The organism is Corallococcus carmarthensis (assembly GCF_003611695.1).
Lineage (GTDB): Bacteria > Myxococcota > Myxococcia > Myxococcales > Myxococcaceae > Corallococcus > Corallococcus carmarthensis.
In genome coordinates this window covers 18,089-35,138 of sequence record NZ_RAWE01000091.1, presented here as the reverse complement: position 1 = coordinate 35,138, position 17,050 = coordinate 18,089, and the positions used below count along the sequence as shown (strand labels likewise).

The window sequence follows — 17,050 nt, the reverse complement described above, 5'->3', positions numbered from 1 at the left end:
GAGGGGGCTGGGGCCTGGAAGCCCGGGGGCCGGTGCGGGTCCAGACCGTGACCTTCCGGAACCAGGCCCGCGGCGCCATCCGGCTGGGCGCCGGTTCGCTCGAAGGCAGGAGCCTGCGGTTCGAGGCAGGGGCGGGCAACCAGGCGCCGGTCGCGGTGGGAGTGCTCGTGGAGGCCGGTACCCCGGAGACCGCGCTGATCCTCCGGGACAGCGCCTTCGTGGGCGCCTACGAGCGAGCGGTCCGGGCCCGGGGCGGGGCCCGGGTCCGCTTGGAAGGGGTGACCTTCGAGGGCCCCAGGATGGCGCTGAGCCAGGAGGGCGGCGTGGCGGAGGTCGAACGGGCGAGCGCCTCGGGGGGCACGGGCACGGCGTTCTCCACGTTGGAGGGCGCGCTGACGCTGGTGGACGTGCGGGTCCAGGGACACGAGTACGGCGTGACGACCAGCAGGGCCCGGCTGACGGTGCGGGGCTTCACCTCGGAGCACGCCACGCGCGCGGGCCTGGGGCTCACGGCGACGAAGGGTCTGCTGGAGGACGTGGTCGTGAAGGACGCGGGCAACTACGGAGCCCTGCAGCTCACCGCCTCGGACCTGGAGGTGCGGCGCTTCCGCCTGGAGGGCTCACGGGAATACGGCGTGGTGGCGTTGCAGGGACGTCTGCGCCTGCGGGAAGGCGTCATCACGGGGGTGAGCACCGCGGATGGCATCGCGGGAGACGGGCTCCACCTGCGTCAGGTGGAGGCGGACGTCGACACCGTGACCATCGAGGGGGCGAAGGGCTCGTGCGTGCTGGCGTCGCAGCGGGCCCACGTGGTGCTCCGCAAGGCCCGGCTCTCCGGCTGCGGGCTCGCCGCGTTGGCGGTGGATACGCAGGCCACCCTGGAGTCCAGGGACGTCGACGTGCGTGACACCGCCGGCTCCGTCCTGCTGGCCATCGAAGAGGGCCAGTTGCAGGTGGAGGACCTCTCCGCCAAGGACGCGCGAGGCGAGCTGGTCTCCACCGACTGCGAGGGCCAGACGCGCGTCCACCTGCGCCACGTCGACGCGAGCACCACGCGAGGCCTGCGGTCCCCCTGCGTTCAGCTGGACTCCAGCCCGCGCGCCCGCACGCCTCAGCCCTGAGCAGGAGCGGGCGTGGGGGGCAGGGGCGTGGAGCGCTGTTCGAGCCACTCGCGGATGACGGGGTAGACCTCCATGGGCGCGCCGGTGCCGAAGATGAGGTCGCCGTGGCCGTAGTCCATCTTGTCCCCGCGGTCCCGGCCAAAGACGTGCAGTGTGCGATCCGGTGACGTGAGCAGCGCGTACTGCGCCTCCACGTTGGCCGCGGTGGCCAGGCGGTCCGCGCTGCCGCCCATCACCAGCACGGGCAGCTGGAGCTTCGCGATGCCCGCGCGCCAGTCCGTCTTGCGGTCGTAGGAGCGGAACGCGTCGTGGGAGATCCAGTCCTGGAACTGGAGCAGCACCTTGCGGCTCATCGCCGCCATCATGTTGACGGACAGCTGCCGCAGGACGCGCGGCGGGACGTGCCGGGGATTCACGACGATGTCCGACAGGGGCAACGCGAGGTAGCCCAGGAAGGGGGCCATGCTGGCGCTCACCCACGACTGCCGGATGCTCCCGGGCCACGCGGCGCGCACGCCCAGCGAGATGAGCGTTCGCAGGAACGGCTCTGACTTGAGGTACACCGGCGCTCCCAGTTCGAGCAGGCCCGCCAGCTTTCCGCCGTCAGGGCCCTGCGCCACGCCGTACCCCACCAGGCCGCCCAGGGAGTGGCCCAGCCAGAAGGCCTGCTTCGCGCCGGTCTCCTTCAGCGCCAGCTCCAGCAGCGCGGGCCCGTCGTGCTGGATGTGGTCGTCGACGGTGAAGTCCGTGGGCCGCCGGCCCCGGGGCGGACGCTGCGAATGCCCGGTGCCGCGCCACTCCACGCTGAAGCAGTCGAAGCCCGCCTCGGTGAGGTAGTGGGCCACGGAGTAGGGCGGTTCGAAGTCGAAGGTGAAGCGGTTGGCCGCCAGCCCGTGGCACAGCAGGACGGGTTCGGCGAAGCGGCGCACCGGGGCGCGCCGGGCGTGCACGGTCAGTTCCCACCCATCCGCGCAGCGCACGCGCAGCATCTCGGGAAGGGGCCCCTTCAGGCGGTACCACCGCCGCACCAGCAGGACCCACCCGACGTTCACCAGCAGCAGGACGGCCGCCGCGGTCAATCCCCACAGGGCCCACTGCCCGTACGGCATTTCTCCTCCCATGCGACCGGGGACTGACTCCGGCGCGAATAAAACCCTGCTAAGGTCCGTTCCCTCGCCGTTTCTGCCACATGGGCAGCCGACCACCTGGGGAAGTCGAGGGAACGATGAAGCTGCGGAAACTGATGTTCGTGCTCCCGAACCTCTTCACCGTCACTTCCATCTTCTGTGGCTTCTACGCCATCACCCTGTGCTCGGGTGAGGCAGAACCGGTGCAGCTGTACCAGGCGGCCCTGGCCATCCTCTTCGCCATGTTCTTCGACGGGTTCGACGGACGGGTGGCCCGCCTGACGAAGACGCAGAGCGACTTCGGCATGCAACTCGACAGCCTCGCGGACGTCATGTCCTTTGGCGCGGCGCCGGCGCTCCTCGTCTACAAGTGGGCGTTGGCCCCCATGGGCTTCTGGGGCCTGTTCATCTCCTTCGCGTTCATGGCCTGCGGCGCCATGCGGCTGGCGCGCTTCAACGTGCTCGCCATGCGCAACCCGCACGGCGGTGGCGGCGGCTTCTTCGTGGGGCTCCCCATTCCGCTGGCGGCCGGCGTGCTCGTCTCCCTCATCATCTCCCACCACGTGGCCAGTCAGGGCGAGGCGCTCGGTGACGGCGCGCGCATGCCGGTGGCGGTGGCGGTGGGCGCCCTGTCGCTGCTGATGGTGTCCACGGTGCGCTACCGCACCTTCAAGGACGCGCGTCCCAGCCGGAAGTCGGCGCTCGTCTTCATGGTGATGGCGCTCACCGGCGCGTTCATCGCCCGGCAGTTCCACCCGGCCTGGGTGCTGGTGACGTATTTCTTCGCGTACCTGCTGATGGGGCTGGTGGAGTCCGCGGTCTCGGTGCGCAGCCGGCTGGCGTCGCGCAAGGTCGGCGCTGTCGCGGCGGTGGCGGTGGCGGCCGGGCTCGACGAGGACGACGACGAGGACTCCGAGCCCAACGCCACCACGGACGACGGTCCCGCGTTCCTCTGAGCAGCCGGGCACGGGAGCCAGGACGCGGACCGTGCCCTCCCGGCCCGGGGCCGCTAGGATGCCCGGCCCATGCACGTCGAGCTGCTGTGCACCGGTGACGAGCTCGTCACCGGCCTCATCACGGACACGAACAGCACCTACCTGGAAGCCCGCCTCTTCGACCTGGGAGTGAAGGTCGCACGGGTGACGGTGGTCGGGGACGTGCGTCCGGACATCACGGGCGCGCTGCTGGAAGCCTCGGCGCGCGCGGACGTGGTCATCGTCTCGGGGGGCCTGGGGCCCACGGCGGACGACTTCACGTTGGAGTGCGCCGCCGCCGCCGCGGGCGTGTCCATGCAAGAGGACGCGCGGGTGCTCGGCTGGCTGAAGGAGCGCTACGCCGCGCGGGGCACGGCCATGAATCCAGGTGCCCTGCGCATGGCGCGCATCCCCGAGGGCACCGAGCCGGTGCGCAATCCCCAGGGCTCCGCGCCGCTGGTCATCCAGCGGTTGGGCCGCGCCCACCTGTTCTTCCTGCCGGGAGTCCCGCGCGAGTACCGCGCCCTGGTGGACGGCGAGGTGCTGCCACGCGTGCGGAGCTGGCTCGCCGCCGAGCCCCACCGCACGTTCCGAGCCTTCCGCCTGCTGCGAACGGTGCGCCTGCCCGAGTCCGTGCTGAACGAGCAGGTCATGCCCCTGGCCCCCCAGCATCCCCGGGTGGTGTTCGGCTTCCGGACGCACGCGCCGGAGAACCACCTGAAGCTGATGGCGGAAGCCCCCACGCAGGCCGAAGCCGACGCCGCGCTCGCCGCCGCGGAGGCCGCATGCCGGCAGGTGCTGGGCACGCACGTGTACGGCGCGGATGGCAGCCAATACGCCCCCGTCCTCCTGGACCTGCTGGCGCGCGCCGGTCACACGCTGGCGGTGGCGGAGAGCTGCACGGGGGGCCTCGTCGCGCAGGAACTCACGGCCGTCCCGGGCTCCAGCCAGGTCTTCATCGGAGGCGCGGTCGCCTACTCGGAGAAGATGAAGTCCGCCTGGGTGGGCGTTCCCCCGGACCTCCTCGCGAAGCACAGCGCCGTGTCCCCGCAGACGGCGCTCGCCATGGCGGAGGGAGTCCGCGCCGCCTGCGGCGCCACGTTCGGCCTGTCCGTCACGGGCTACGCGGGACCCGGCGGAGGGACACCCGAGGACCCCGTGGGCACCGTGTACTGCGGGCTGTCCGGTCCCGGCATGGAGCCCCGCTGCGAGCGGATCTCGCTCGCGGGTGACCGGGACCGGGTCCGCTTGTTCGCCGCGTCCCACGTGCTGGAAATGTTGAGGTTGCACCTGCTCGCCGCCCCCGTGTCGCCATGAGTCGCTCCAAATCAAAGCGTCCCCGTCCTTCCTCCCTGGAAGCGCCGTCCCCGGTGCCCCCGGCCCCTGCCACCACGGAAGCGCCGCTCCCGGCCGCGCCCGAGTCCTCCGCGCCGCTCGCAAGCCCCACGGTGGCGACTGAATCCTCCAGTCCTCCCACTCCGCCCACCGGAGCCGGAGCGCATCCGGTGCGGAACGCGGTGCGCCTGTGGCTGTCGGCCTACCGGGTGGAGGTGGTGCTGTTCCTGGTCGCGTTCGCGGTGCTGTCCAGCTTCAGCTCGCAGCGCTTCCTCCGGCAGAGCGCCGCGCCGCACTTCATCTACCAGGCGCAGTCCTGGCTGGAGGGACGGCTCGACGTGGATCCGCAGGTGTTGCCCAACCTGGAAGACTGGGCCTGTGTGCGGTTGGTGGATGGGCACAAGGTGCGGTGTGAGGGACGCCTGCTCCGCGATGACCGCTGGTTCGTCAGCTTCCCGTCCTTCCCCGCGGTCGTGATGCTTCCCTTCGTCGCGCTGCACGGCTACCAGTTCAACGACACGTCCTTCGGCGTCTTCGTGGGTGCGCTCGCCGTGGCGCTCTTCTATTCGCTGCTGCGCTTCCTCGCGCAGGAAGGAGAGACGGAGCGCAACCGCAACGACAACGTGGCGCTGTCGCTGGTGCTCGCCTTCGGCACGTTGTTCTTCTATTGCGCCATCCGGGGCGAGGTCTGGTTCGGCGCGCAGGTGATGGGCGTGGCGCTCACGTGTCTGTACGTGCGCAACGCCGTGAAGGCCCGGCGCCCCGTGCTCGCGGGCGTCTTCTTTTCCATGGCCGTGCTCACCCGCACGCCGCTGGTGTTCGCGGGCCTCTTCTTCGTCCTGGAGGCGCTCTGCCCCGGCCCGGACCGGCTGGCCCAGCTCAAGGCCCTTCCGACCGCGTGGAAGCCCGCCCTCCGCAAGCTCGTGCTCTTCGGCGCGGGAGCCGGACCCCTCGCGCTGCTCGCGGCCGCCTACAACGTCTACCGCTTCGGCAAGCCGGGGGAATTCGGCCACTCGTACTTCTACAACAACCGGGTGAACGCGGACATCGACCGCTTCGGGCTCTTCAACGTCGAGTACCTGTCGCGCAACATCCAGGCCGCGTTCCTCAAGCTGCCCCAGGTGTCGCTGTCTCCGCCGCGGCTGTCGTACGACCCGCATGGGCTGACGCTGCTGCTCACGCTGCCCCTGCTGGTGTTCCTGCTGGTCCCCCGCACGCGTCCCCGGTTGCACTGGCCCTTGTGGCTGACCGTGGCGGTGTGCGCGCTGCCGGGTCTCTTCTACCAGAACACCGGTTACATGCAGTTCGGCTTCCGGTTCAGCCTGGACTACACGCCCTATCTGTTGCTGCTCTTCGCCATTGGCGGATGGTCGCTGCGCAACCGCGCGGTGGTGTCCGTGCTGCTGCTTGGCGTGCTGGTGAACTTCTGGGGGGCCGTGGCCTTTCGTGGCTACACGGAGTTCGTGCGGAACTGGTAGGCCTCCAGCACCCGGCGGCTTGAATCCGCCGGGCCTCACCCGCACATCAAGGGCGACATGCAACCTCCCACGGGTCAGCCCCCTCCAGGAAAGCGTTGGCACACCCGCGAGGACAGCGGCATCCGCCTGGATGCGGCGTTGCGCTGGTGGCACGACGACGAGCCCATCGAGCATCCGAAGATCATCGAGCTCTTCAACGCCTCGCTGGTCCTGGACGACGACGGGCGCTACCAGCTCCGCATCGCTTCCGACTGGTGCTACATCCAGGTGGAGGACGCGGCTTACGAAGTGCGCACCGTGGACGTCACGCCGGATGAACGGGTGTCCCTGCGGCTGAGCGACCGGACGGCGGAAGCCCTGGACCTGGGGTCGCTCCAGCTCTCGCCAGATGGAGTCCTCACCTGCCGCGTGAAGCAGGGCAGGGCGAAGGCCCGCTTCTCTCGCGATGCGCAGTACCAGTTCGGTGAGATGCTGGAAGAAGGCCCCGAAGGGCACCTGCTGCTGCGCGCGGGTCAACGCCACTGGGAGGTCCCCCTCTCGCTGGATGCACTCCAGGCCGCGACCTAGGCCGCCTCGGCGGACGCGGGCGGCGCGGAGGGCGCGCTGGCGCCCACCAGGTCGCGAGCGAGGGCCTCCAGGACGTCCGGGTGCTCTCGCAGCCACTCGCACGCCCGCTCGCGGCCCTGGCCGATGCGCTCACCCCGCAGGCTGAAGTGGCTGCCCGACTTCTCCACCACGCCCGCGCTCACGGCCAGATCCAGCACCTCGGCGGCGCGATGGATTCCCGTGCCGTAGAGCACGTCGAACTCCGCTTCCTGGAACGGGGGCGCCAGCTTGTTCTTCACCACCTTCACGCGGGCCCGCGAGCCCACCACCGCGTCGCCCTCCTTGAGGTTGCCCGTGCGGCGGATCTCCATCCGCACCGACGAGTAGAACTTCAGCGCGTTGCCACCCGTCGTCGTCTCCGGGTTGCCGAACATCACGCCAATCTTCATGCGGATCTGGTTGATGAAGATGATGCAGGTGCCGGAGCGGCTCACGGCTCCGGTGAGCTTCCGCAGCGCCTGGCTCATCAACCGCGCCTGGACGCCCATGTGCGCGTCGCCCATCTCCCCTTCGATTTCCGCGCGGGGGACCAGCGCCGCCACCGAATCCACCACGATGAGGTCCACGGCGCCCGAGCGCACGAGCTGCTCGGTGATTTCGAGCGCCTGTTCGCCGGTGTCCGGCTGCGCCACGAGCAGTTCCTCCGTGCGCACCCCCAGCTTGCGCGCGTAGGACAGATCCAGCGCGTGCTCCGCGTCGATGAAGGCCGCGACGCCTCCCACGGCCTGCACCTGGGCAATGGCATGCAGGGTGAGGGTCGTCTTGCCGGAGGACTCGTTGCCGAACAGCTCCACCACGCGCCCTCGCGGATAGCCCCCCACGCCCAGCGCCCGGTCCAACCCCACGGAGCCCGTGGGAATGACCGCCACCTTCTGCTCTGGCGCGTCCGCGCCGAGCGTCATCACCGCGCCCCGGCCGAACTGCTTCTCGATGGACGCCACCGCCGCCGCCACTGCCTTCAACTTCTCCGTCAGCCTGCTCATCTCGTCTGACTCCCTCGCCGCCCTGCGGGCTGGATGCCTCGGCGGTGGGCAGAGCAACCGTCATGCCGCGCGGGCTTCCGGGGAGGAGGGCCTGCAAGGGCGTCCAGGTTCGACCGGTCCGTCCGAACTGGCGGTGCGGCATGGCTGTCTCCCGGGCGCTGAGAAGGCGCGAGGTGAGGGCATATCCGCATAAGCAGACACAGGGGGACGCGACAGGCCAGCTTGAGGGGATGGAAGTCTTTGCCTTGAAGCCCTGGTGCGCCGGCGTGACATGTCTTCACGTGAATACGACCCGTGAGAACCTTCCCCATGTGGTCATCCTGGGAGGCGGCTTCGGCGGCCTCTACGCGGCCCGGTACCTGCGCAAGGCAGGGGTGCGCGTCACGATGGTGGACCGTCACAACCACCACCTCTTCCAGCCCCTGCTGTACCAGGTGGCCACCGCGACGCTCAGCCCCAGCGACATCGCCGCGCCGCTGCGCGCGATGCTCGGACGCAATCATGTCCAGGTGCTGCTCGCGGAGGTGACTGGCGTGGACACCGCGCGCAAGCACGTCCTCCTGGCGGACGGCGAGCTGGCGTACGACTTCCTCATCGTTGCCACCGGGGCGACGCACTCGTATTTCGGCAATGACGCCTGGTCGCGACACTCGATGGGTTTGAAGACCGTCGAGGACGCCCTCGAGATCCGCCGCCGTGTGCTGCTCGCCTTCGAGCAGGCCGAGCGCGAACCGGACCCCGAGCGCCGTCGCGCGCTGCTCACCTTCGCCATCATTGGCGCGGGCCCCACGGGCGTGGAGTTGGCGGGCGCGCTGGCGGAGATCAGCCGCAATTCATTGTCAGGCGACTTCCAGAACATCGACCCCCGCGATGCGCGCGTCATCCTCATCGAGGGCATGGACCGCGTGCTTCCCACCTATCCCGAGAACCTCTCGGGCGAGGCCCGCAAGGTGCTGGAGAAGCTTGGCGTCGAGGTCCGCACGGGCACCCGGGTGACGAACATCGACGCGGCAGGCGTGGACATGGGCGCCGAACATCTGGCGGCCCGCACGGTGCTCTGGGCCGCGGGGGTGGAGGCTTCGCCCGTGGCCCGCTCGCTCGGCGTGGCGCTGGACAGGGCGGGCCGCGTCCCGGTGACGCCCGAACTCACAGTGCCCGGGCATCCCGATATCTTCGTCGTGGGCGACCTGGCGCTCGTGAAGCAGGAGGACGGAAGCGCGGTCCCAGGAGTGGCGCCCGCGGCGATGCAGGAGGGCAAGCATGCGGTCCTCAACCTCCGCCGTCAGCTTGAGGGCCAGCCCATGCAGCCCTTCCAGTACTGGGACCGGGGAACCTACGCGGTCATTGGCAGAGGCCATGCCGTGGGCGTGGCCTTCCGCCGCGTGAAGCAGTCCGGCTTCGTCGCGTGGCTGGCCTGGCTCTTCATCCACATCACCTTCCTCATCGGCTTCCGCAGCAAGCTGGCCGTGCTGCTCAACTGGGCGTACTCGTACCTGACCTTCGGCAGGTCCGCGCGCATCATCACCGGTCCCGCTCCCCGTCTGGAGGAGCGGGTCGTGCATCCATTGCCAGCCGGCGAAGGCTCAGTCCCTGTAGGGCGGGAACCTGCGTCTCCCGTCGCTCTCGGGAGCCTGGTTCCTGACAGGCGAGGGGAGGGGTGATGCATTCGTCGCGCCCTGGGTATTGGCATGCAGCCAGCCCCGGCGGTCCAGCATCCGGCAGTCGACGGCGAGCCGCATGTCCACGTCCTCGATGCGTCCGTGGCCCTCCAGATCCGCGCGCGTCAGCGCCAGCTTGAGGATGCGGTCATGCGCCCGCGCGGACAGGCCGTAGTGGGTGACCGCGCTCTCCAGCGCCTTTTCCGCGCCCGGTGACATCACGCAGTAGCGGCGCAGCAGGTGCGAAGGCATCTGGGCATTGCAGTGCACCCCTGGCGTGTCGTGGAAGCGGGCGCGCTGCCGCTCACGCGCGGCCTCCACACGCTGCCGGTAGTAGTCGCTGGGCAGCTCCTGGTTCTTCTCGGAGAGGTGGTGGTACTCCACCTGCCGCGTCTGCACGGTGATGTCGATGCGGTCCAGCAGCGGCCCGCTGATGCGCGCGTGGTAGCCGAAGACGCGGTGCTCGAGGCAGTTACACGTGCCCCCGGGAACGTTGAAGTAGCCGCACGGGCAGGGATTCATCGCCGCCACCAGCATGATCCGGCAGGGATAGGTGATGTGCTGGGTTGCCCGCGCCAGGTGGATGACGCCTTCCTCCAGCGGCTGGCGCAGCACCTCCAGGACGTTCTTGCGGAACTCCGGCAGCTCATCGAGGAACAGCACGCCATGGTGGGCCAGTGACAGCTCGCCCGGACGGGCCGCGGGACCGCCTCCGACGAGCCCAGCATCAGACAGCGTGTGATGGGGCGAGCGGAATGGACGCTCACGCAACAGCGCCTGCTCGTCTCCCAGCAGGCCCTGGATCGAGTAGACCTTCGTGACCTCCAATGCTTCCTCGAAGGTCATCTCGGGCAGGATGCCTGGCAGTCGTCGCGCCAGCATCGTCTTGCCCGAGCCCGGAGGGCCAGCCATCAGGAGGTTGTGTCCGCCAGCAGCCGCGAGCTCCAGCGCCAGCTTCAGCTCCGGCTGTCCCCGCACGTCGGCCATGTCCGCGGCCACCTCCTTGCGCAGGCCTCCCAACGAGCTCCCCGTGCGCGTCAGCGGCGCAATGGGTGCCTTGCCAGTGAGGTGCTCCACGGCTTCGCGCAGGTGGCCCACGGGCAGCACCTGGAGTCCCTCCACCAGCGCCGCCTCCGCCGCGTTGGCGGCTGGCACCATGACCCCCTGGAAGCCGCCATTCCGGGCCGCCACGGCCAGTGGAAGCACCCCCTTGATGGCTTTGATGGATCCGTCCAGCGACAGCTCCCCGCCAAAGAGGTAGTTCCCCAGGGGCTCCTCTTCCATCAGCCGCGCCGCTGCCAGGACCCCCAACGCGATGGGCAGCTCGAACGCCGCCCCTTCCTTGCGGAGGTCCGCTGGCGCCAGGTTGACGGTGATCCGCTTCTGCGGAAGGTCGAAGCCCGCGTTCTTCAGCGCGGAGACCACCCGGACCTTCGACTCACGGGCTGCACCCTCTGGCAGCCCCACGACGTTGAAGTAGGGCAGCCCGAGAGCCATGTCGACCTCGCACTCCACCACCACCGCGTCGATGCCCATCAACGCCCCCGACCGCACCCTCGCCAGCATCGTCTCCCCCTCCTCATCTGTATGGGGGAGGGGAGAGCAATGCCCATACCGGTCAGCTGCCCTCTCGGGCGGCGAGCGGAGGCCATCCCGCGCGCCAGACGTCGGGTCTCGCGCGGGGACACGGGACGCTGGAAAAAGAAGAAGCCCGCTGGCGTCTGAACGCCAGCGGGCTTCGGATGGAATCGGTGACGGCGTGTCCGCGCGTCAGCCCTGATGGACGGCGCGGATCAGGGCGTCGGCGGGGCAGGGGGCGCGGGCGGCGCACCGTCCGGCGTGGTCGTCGTGCCCTGGATGACCGCGTTCTGGGGAAGCTCGGTGGCCATGCCCAGGATCTTCGCACCCGCGGCGCGGGCGCCGTCGAGCGCCACCACGAGCTTGCCGTAGTTCGCCGCGTCATCCGCCATGAAGAAGACGACCTTCTCGTCCGGCTTCTTGGCGTTCAACATCCGCTTGAGGCGGGCGACGTAGTCCGACGCGGGGATCTGCTCCGTGTTGATGGAGTAGGCACCGCTCTTGTCCACCTGCACGACGATCTGCTGATCATCGGGCTCCGGCGGCGGCTGGTTCTCCTCCACCTCCGTCTCCGGGACCCGGACGAGGATGTCCTTCTCCAGGAGGGGCGTCACCACCATGAAGATGATGAGGAGCACCAACACCACGTCCACCAGGGGCGTGACGTTGATCTCCGAGTTCGGCGCGGATGCGGGCTTCACCCACTGACGCTGCTTGTGTCCTCGGGACATTACTTCTTCTCCTCGACACCCAGGGCGATCTGCTTCGCCTTCGCCTTGCGGGCCGTGTCCAGCACCTTGCGCACGTCGCCCACGTTCAGGGCGTTGTCGCCCTTCAGGAGGATCTTCTTGCCTGGATCCTTCACCAGCTCCGCGGCGATCTTCTCCTGGAGACCCTTCTCGTCGACCTCATCGTTCTCCACGAACATCTTCTTGTCCGGGGTGATGGAGAGGATCAGCGGGTCGGCTTCCTTGCCTTCCTTTTCGATCTCCGTGGCCTTGGGCAGCTCCACGGACTTGCCGCGCTGGAGCATGGGCGTCACGACCATGAAGATGATGAGGAGCACCAGCACCACGTCCACCAGCGGCGTGACGTTGATCTCGCTCTTGATGCCCCCTTTGGGGCCTGCTGACATTCCCATGCGTGCACCTGTGTCCGGGAAGGGACACCCACCCCGGAGCAGCGCGGCTTCACAGCCGGGCCGCCCTCATGGGTGGGGATGTCCCAGGGTGGGGCTACGACTAGGCCGCGTGCGACGAACCGCCGCCCACGTGCCGGGCCACCACGTCCAGGAACTCGTTGGAGGACTCGGAGATGTCCACGGAGCGGGCATCCACCCAGCCCTGCAGGAAGTTGTAGGCCATCACGGCGGGGATCGCCACGAGCAGACCGAACGCCGTGGTGATGAGCGCCTCGGAGATACCGGCGGAGATGGTCGCCAGACCACCGGAACCCGCGGCCGCCATGAGCTGGAAGGCGTTCACGATACCCATCGTGGTGCCCAGCAGGCCCACGAACGGCGCCGTCGAACCGACGGTGGCCAGCAGGCCCAGGCCGCGCTTGAGGCTCTGCACCTCGCGCTGCGCCTGGCGCTCCAGCGCGCGGGCCACGGACTCCACCGCCAGGTCCTTGTTGCCCGGGGTGATCCGGTACGCCGTCAGGCCGGAGTTGATCACGCGGCCCAGGTGGCCCACGTCCTTGCCCAGGTTGGTGTTCGCCGCGGTGGTCAGGTCGCCCTTCGCGAGGATCGCGCCCATCTTGGCGGCGAAGTTGCGGCTGTCCGAGCGGGTCTTGCGGAAGACGATGATCCGCTCCGCCATGACGACCAGCGACGCCACCGACATGATGGCGAGGGTGAAGATGATCATGCGGGCGAAGAGGCCCGTGTGGTGCCAGATATCAAGCAGGGTAAATTGCATGGCTGTGGAGCGCTCCTCCTCACGAGCGCGAGGTGATGTTCGGCGGACTGCTCAAGCGGGGCTGCCTGCCCGGATCAGCGCGGCAGCTTCAGGTTGAAGTTGAACGTGTACTGCACTTCGACCGGCCTGCCCTGGAACGTGACCGGCTTGTAGCGTGAGGCGGTGAGCACGTCCATCACGGCCTGCTCCATGTGAGGGAGCGGCTTGATCGTGCGGCAGCGCTCGACCTTTCCCTCGGTCGTGATCACGCACTTCACGATCATCAGACCCTGCACGCGCGCCTCGATGGCCTCACGCGTATAGGACACTTCCGGACCCGCGATCTTCTCCGGACGCGTCATGCCCTGGCCGAACGCCAGCACGTCCGTGCCCGTCCCACCCAGCTGACCGCCCACCACGCCGCCAATCACACCGCCGACCACGCCACCCACCACGCCGCCCGCGACGCCGCCTTCCACGCCACCTTCGACCTCGGACTCGCTCGCCTCTTCCTCGGGCTCGGGCGCGGTCTCCGTCTCCGGCGGCTTCTGCTGCGGGATCTCCTTCGGCTGGACGATCATGTCCTTGGGCTTCTTGGGCGTGACCTTCTTCTCCGTCTTCGGCTTCGACGCCGGGGGAGGAGGAGGCGGAGGCGGAGGCGGAGGCGCCATCGTGGCCTTCAGCGTGACCTCGACCTCCTTCTCCTCCACGGGAGGTGGGCGCGTGGAGAGATAGGCCACAAGACCCAGCAGGCCAACGTGGAGCACCGTGGAAACGCCGGCACCCACGCCGAAGCGCGACCTGGGTCCTTGCCCGCGGTCAAGGACTGAATCGAACATGCACGTAACTCCTCTTCACCAGTGGACTACCCGTCCCCGCCATGCCCGGATTGAAGGGCGGCAACCATACAGAAAAGGGTTCCGGGTTCAAGCAACCGTGTCTGTCAGCGCCGCGTGATCGCGCCAATGCCCCACTGGTCACCAAAAAGCAACGGTCTATTGACAACTGCTTGACCTCGGATATTTTCCGGAGTCATTTTCGGTTGCAGCCCACCTTGGAGGGGTTTGGTATGCAAGTGAAACAAGTACTTCGGGAAACCGGAGTCGTCCTTGCTGCGGGTCTGTTGTACGGATCCGCGGCTTTCGCGCAGTCCAGCGTCATCATCGGCACTGTCATCAATACTGAGGACAAGAAGCCGGCAGCTGATGTCGTTGTCACCGCCACCTCGCCCAACCTGCAGGGCGAACAGACCGTGGTTACCGACGCACAGGGTAACTACCGTATTCCCCAGCTCCCGCCGGGCACGTACACGTTGCGGTTCGAGAAGGAGACGTTCAAGCCTTACGCCCGCCCCGAAATCCAGCTGCTCCTCAACCGCACCATCCGCGTGAACGTGGAGCTCCTGCCGGACTCCTTCACGCAGACGGTGGACGTCATCGGCACGCCGCCGACGATCGACGTCGGTTCCACCAACCAGGGTGTGAACGTCGATCAGGAGTTCATCAAGCGCATCGCGGTGGCACGGCCGGTGGGTAAGGGTGGCGCGACGCGCTCCTTCGAGTCCCTGGCCGAGCTCGCCCCGGGCGCCCAGTCCGACCAGTACGGCGTGTCCATCAACGGCACGACCTCGCCTGAGAACGGCTACGTGGTGGACGGTCTGTCCACGAACGATCCGGCCTTCGGCGTGAACGCCAGCCCGCTGAGCATCGAGTTCGTGCAGGACGTGAACATCATCACCGGCGGTTACATGCCGGAGTTCGGTCGCTCCACGGGCGGTGTGATCAACGCGGTGACCCGGTCCGGTTCCAACGAGTTCCACGGCTCCGTGTTCGCCAACTGGACGCCGGGCTTCGCGGAAGGCAACCGCAAGCTGGTCATCGAGGACGGCACCACGATCACCGGCCTGAACGCCCTGAGCAACCTGGGCGACTTCGGCGCGACCCTCGGTGGTCCCATCCTCAAGGACAAGCTCTGGTTCTTCGCCGGCTTCGCGCCGTCGTTCCAGCGCTACGAGCACACCCGCGCCCTCAACGCCTTCACGCTGGATGACGACGGCGCGGTGGCGAAGGATGCGAACGGCTTCAGCGTCGTCCAGCAGATCCCGGGTTCCGAGCGGACGTACTTCGCGGACTCCCGCACGATCCAGTTCATGGGCAAGCTGACGTACCTCATCAACCAGGACCACAACGTGTCGTTCGCCCTGAACGGCACCCCGACCGTGTCGGGTGGTCTGGGCAAGCTGCGGATCGACCCCCGCTCGGGCGGTCTGCCTGCGGCTCAGAACTCGCGTCCCGAGGACATCGGCCAGACCGAGAGCCGCGCCAACACCACGGCGCTCGCCCTCAAGTACGCCGGCGCCTTCATGGACAAGAAGGTCCTGGTCGACGCCAACCTCGGTTGGTTCCACCAGACCGCGGGCACGCCTCCGGCCGACGGCACCGCCATCGGGTCGACGGACGGCCTGGCGGGCTACTCGCTGGCGATGTACACGCGCCGTCGCCCGATCACCACGTTCGAGAACGTCCCCAATGCCGAGGAGTACTGCGGCACGACGGCGGCGGAGCAGGCCGTGCGTTGCCCGACGACGAACTACTACGTGGGCGGCCCCGGCTTCATGTCCGAGGCGACGCTGGACCGCTACCAGATCAACGCCAAGGCCACCTACCTGCTGAACGCCCTGGGCACGCACGTGTTCAAGGCGGGCGTGGACACGGAGTTCCTGACCTTCGATCAGAAGAAGGCCTACTCCGGTAGCGTCTTCCTGCAGGAGGCCGGTTCCGCCAGCGACGTGCAGCTCAACGGCGTGACCCGCCGCATCTGGTCGGACAACCGCCGCTACGGCTACCAGACGGCTCCGGACACCCCGGTGTTCGAGTCCCTGCAGCAGTCCTCCACGAGCGGCACCACCATCGGTGGTTTCCTCCAGGACAGCTGGTCCATCGCCAACCGCGTCACGCTGAACCTGGGCGTGCGCTACGACGTGCAGTCCATGTACGGCGGCGACGGCAACCTGGCGCTGAAGCTGGCCAACCAGTGGTCGCCCCGCATCGGCGCCGTGGTGGATCCGTTCGCCAACGGCCGCGCGAAGCTGTTCGTGAACTTCGCCCGTTACTACGAGCAGGTTCCGCTCAACATGATGGACCGCGCCTTCCCGGGTGAGCGTCGCTTCAGCGCACGTCGCTACCTGTCGGAGCCGGGGTCTGCGACGCCGGGCTGCGATCCGTCCACGCTGGAAGGCCAGCGCGGCGGCTGCTCGGACAAGCAGTTCATCGTGCCTCGCGCCGAGGCCACGCTGAACTCCAACCAGTACTTCAGCGGCGGTCTGGTGCAGAGCGAGCCGGTCGATCCGGACATCAAGCCCCAGTCGTCCGACGAAGTCGTGGTCGGCGGTGAGTACGAGCTCCTGGCGAACACCCGCATGGGCGCGACCTATACGCACCGCGACATGGGCAAGGTCATCGAGGACATGAGCCGCGATGACGGCAACACGTACTTCCTCGGCAACCCTGGCAGCGGCTTCGCCAAGGAATTCCCGACGCCGGTGCGTGACTACGACGCGGTCACCGTCTACCTGAACCGCACGTTCACGGACGGCTGGCTGGCGCAGGCGAGCTACACGTGGTCCCGCCTGTACGGCAACTACCCCGGTCTGTTCCGTCCGGAGAACAACCAGCTCGACCCGAACATCCTCGCGGACTTCGACCTGGTAGCCCTCCTGAACAACCGTACGGGTCTGCTGCCCTTCGACCGCACGCACGCCATCAAGGTGTTCGGCGCCAAGGAGTTCAACATCTCCAACGCGCTGTCGGCGAGCATCGGTCTGTCCTACCGCGGCAACTCCGGTACCCCGATCAGCTACCTCGGCGCGTACCCGGGCTACGGCCAGGATGAGACCTTCATCCTGCCGCGCGGCAGCGGCGGTCGCACCCCGTGGATCAACAGCGTCGACTCCAACGTGGGCGTGAACTACCGCGTCAGCAAGGACAGCGTGGTGTCCTTCACCCTGGACGTGTTCAACCTCTTCAACTTCCAGGGCGTGGACAGCGTCGACGAGTCGTACACGTTCGAGCAGGTGCTCCCGGTCTACGATGCGAAGACCGGCACTCCTGGCAACGCGTCCGACCTGCCCACGGCGGACAGCGAGGGCAACGTCCCTGCGGCGGCCGGTGGCAAGCTGGCCTACGAAGACGTCAACCAGAACTACAAGAACCCGGACCGGTACCAGGCCCCGCGGCAGATCCGCTTCGGTGTCCGGTACACGTTCTAATCACCCGACCACGTGAGGATGATCA

At 68.3% G+C, this 17,050-nt stretch carries 14 protein-coding genes; 7 read left to right on the top strand and 7 right to left on the bottom strand.

Annotated features, from left to right (window positions below):
- Window positions 1-1,121: hypothetical protein (locus D7X32_RS23350; protein WP_208752518.1), on the top strand; the 1,121-nt coding region annotated here is incomplete at its 5' end.
- On the opposite strand, the gene D7X32_RS23345 is transcribed toward D7X32_RS23350, so the two are convergent.
- Window positions 1,112-2,230: an alpha/beta fold hydrolase gene (locus D7X32_RS23345; protein WP_120604783.1), complete on the bottom strand. Its 1,119-nt coding sequence runs from the start codon at window positions 2,228-2,230 to the stop codon at window positions 1,112-1,114. The genes D7X32_RS23350 and D7X32_RS23345 overlap by 10 nt on opposite strands.
- 116 nt (window positions 2,231-2,346) lie before the next feature.
- Between D7X32_RS23345 and pssA the strand changes: the two genes are divergently transcribed.
- The 4 genes from pssA (at window position 2,347) to D7X32_RS23325 (ending at window position 6,602) form a co-directional block, all read left to right on the top strand.
- Entirely contained in the window at window positions 2,347-3,204 is an 858-nt protein-coding gene (gene pssA / locus D7X32_RS23340; RefSeq protein ID WP_120604782.1) for a CDP-diacylglycerol--serine O-phosphatidyltransferase, read from the top strand.
- Between the two features lie 69 nt (window positions 3,205-3,273).
- Entirely contained in the window at window positions 3,274-4,539 is a 1,266-nt protein-coding gene (locus D7X32_RS23335; protein ID WP_120604781.1) for a CinA family nicotinamide mononucleotide deamidase-related protein, read from the top strand.
- Window positions 4,536-6,035 (top strand): hypothetical protein, encoded by a 1,500-nt coding sequence (locus tag D7X32_RS23330; RefSeq protein ID WP_120604780.1) that lies wholly within the window; start codon window positions 4,536-4,538, stop codon window positions 6,033-6,035. The genes D7X32_RS23335 and D7X32_RS23330 overlap by 4 nt, the downstream gene beginning before the upstream one ends.
- Before the next feature lie 57 nt (window positions 6,036-6,092).
- Window positions 6,093-6,602, top strand: a complete 510-nt coding sequence (locus tag D7X32_RS23325) for a DUF1285 domain-containing protein (RefSeq protein ID WP_171449177.1) — start codon at window positions 6,093-6,095, stop codon at window positions 6,600-6,602.
- Here the strand turns inward: D7X32_RS23325 and recA are convergent.
- Window positions 6,599-7,624 (bottom strand): recombinase RecA, encoded by a 1,026-nt coding sequence (gene recA, locus D7X32_RS23320; protein WP_120604778.1) that lies wholly within the window; start codon window positions 7,622-7,624, stop codon window positions 6,599-6,601. The two genes, D7X32_RS23325 and recA, sit on opposite strands and share 4 nt — an antisense overlap.
- A gap of 281 nt (window positions 7,625-7,905) precedes the next feature.
- Between recA and D7X32_RS23315 the strand changes: the two genes are divergently transcribed.
- Entirely contained in the window at window positions 7,906-9,285 is a 1,380-nt protein-coding gene (locus tag D7X32_RS23315; protein WP_120604777.1) for an NAD(P)/FAD-dependent oxidoreductase, read from the top strand.
- Here D7X32_RS23315 and D7X32_RS23310 read toward each other — a convergent pair.
- The 5 genes from D7X32_RS23310 to D7X32_RS23290 all read right to left on the bottom strand — a co-directional run bounded on the left by D7X32_RS23310 (window position 9,208) and on the right by D7X32_RS23290 (window position 13,597).
- Window positions 9,208-10,848 carry a YifB family Mg chelatase-like AAA ATPase gene (locus D7X32_RS23310; protein ID WP_120604776.1) on the bottom strand — a complete coding sequence of 547 codons (1,641 nt, stop codon included), beginning with the start codon at window positions 10,846-10,848 and terminating at the stop codon, window positions 9,208-9,210. The genes D7X32_RS23315 and D7X32_RS23310 overlap by 78 nt on opposite strands.
- Before the next feature lie 227 nt (window positions 10,849-11,075).
- The gene (locus tag D7X32_RS23305) at window positions 11,076-11,591 is read right to left on the bottom strand and encodes an ExbD/TolR family protein (RefSeq protein ID WP_120604775.1); all 516 of its coding nucleotides are present in this window, start codon (window positions 11,589-11,591) and stop codon (window positions 11,076-11,078) included.
- Entirely contained in the window at window positions 11,591-12,001 is a 411-nt protein-coding gene (locus tag D7X32_RS23300) for an ExbD/TolR family protein (protein WP_120523783.1), read from the bottom strand. Before D7X32_RS23300 ends, D7X32_RS23305 begins: the two co-directional genes overlap by 1 nt.
- Window positions 12,002-12,101: 100 nt before the next feature.
- Entirely contained in the window at window positions 12,102-12,779 is a 678-nt protein-coding gene (locus D7X32_RS23295) for a MotA/TolQ/ExbB proton channel family protein (RefSeq protein ID WP_120604774.1), read from the bottom strand.
- 74 nt (window positions 12,780-12,853) lie between these two features.
- Window positions 12,854-13,597, bottom strand: coding sequence for an energy transducer TonB (locus D7X32_RS23290; protein WP_120604773.1), 744 nt, complete (start codon window positions 13,595-13,597; stop codon window positions 12,854-12,856).
- Window positions 13,598-13,827: 230 nt separating this feature from the next.
- On the opposite strand from D7X32_RS23290, the gene D7X32_RS23285 reads away from it, so the two are divergent.
- Entirely contained in the window at window positions 13,828-17,025 is a 3,198-nt protein-coding gene (locus tag D7X32_RS23285; RefSeq protein ID WP_120604772.1) for a TonB-dependent receptor, read from the top strand.
- Window positions 17,026-17,050 lie beyond the last annotated feature (25 nt).

Coding starts and splice junctions, on each gene's coding strand:
- recA (WP_120604778.1), bottom strand. CDS start 7,624: ATGAGCAGGCTGACGGAGAAGTTGAAGGCAGTGGCGGCGGCGGTGGCG.
- D7X32_RS23285 (WP_120604772.1), top strand. CDS start 13,828: ATGCAAGTGAAACAAGTACTTCGGGAAACCGGAGTCGTCCTTGCTGCG.
- D7X32_RS23290 (WP_120604773.1), bottom strand. CDS start 13,597: ATGTTCGATTCAGTCCTTGACCGCGGGCAAGGACCCAGGTCGCGCTTC.
- D7X32_RS23295 (WP_120604774.1), bottom strand. CDS start 12,779: ATGCAATTTACCCTGCTTGATATCTGGCACCACACGGGCCTCTTCGCC.
- D7X32_RS23325 (WP_171449177.1), top strand. CDS start 6,093: ATGCAACCTCCCACGGGTCAGCCCCCTCCAGGAAAGCGTTGGCACACC.
- D7X32_RS23345 (WP_120604783.1), bottom strand. CDS start 2,230: ATGCCGTACGGGCAGTGGGCCCTGTGGGGATTGACCGCGGCGGCCGTC.
- pssA (WP_120604782.1), top strand. CDS start 2,347: ATGAAGCTGCGGAAACTGATGTTCGTGCTCCCGAACCTCTTCACCGTC.
- D7X32_RS23305 (WP_120604775.1), bottom strand. CDS start 11,591: ATGTCCCGAGGACACAAGCAGCGTCAGTGGGTGAAGCCCGCATCCGCG.
- D7X32_RS23330 (WP_120604780.1), top strand. CDS start 4,536: ATGAGTCGCTCCAAATCAAAGCGTCCCCGTCCTTCCTCCCTGGAAGCG.
- D7X32_RS23300 (WP_120523783.1), bottom strand. CDS start 12,001: ATGGGAATGTCAGCAGGCCCCAAAGGGGGCATCAAGAGCGAGATCAAC.
- D7X32_RS23335 (WP_120604781.1), top strand. CDS start 3,274: ATGCACGTCGAGCTGCTGTGCACCGGTGACGAGCTCGTCACCGGCCTC.
- D7X32_RS23310 (WP_120604776.1), bottom strand. CDS start 10,848: ATGCTGGCGAGGGTGCGGTCGGGGGCGTTGATGGGCATCGACGCGGTG.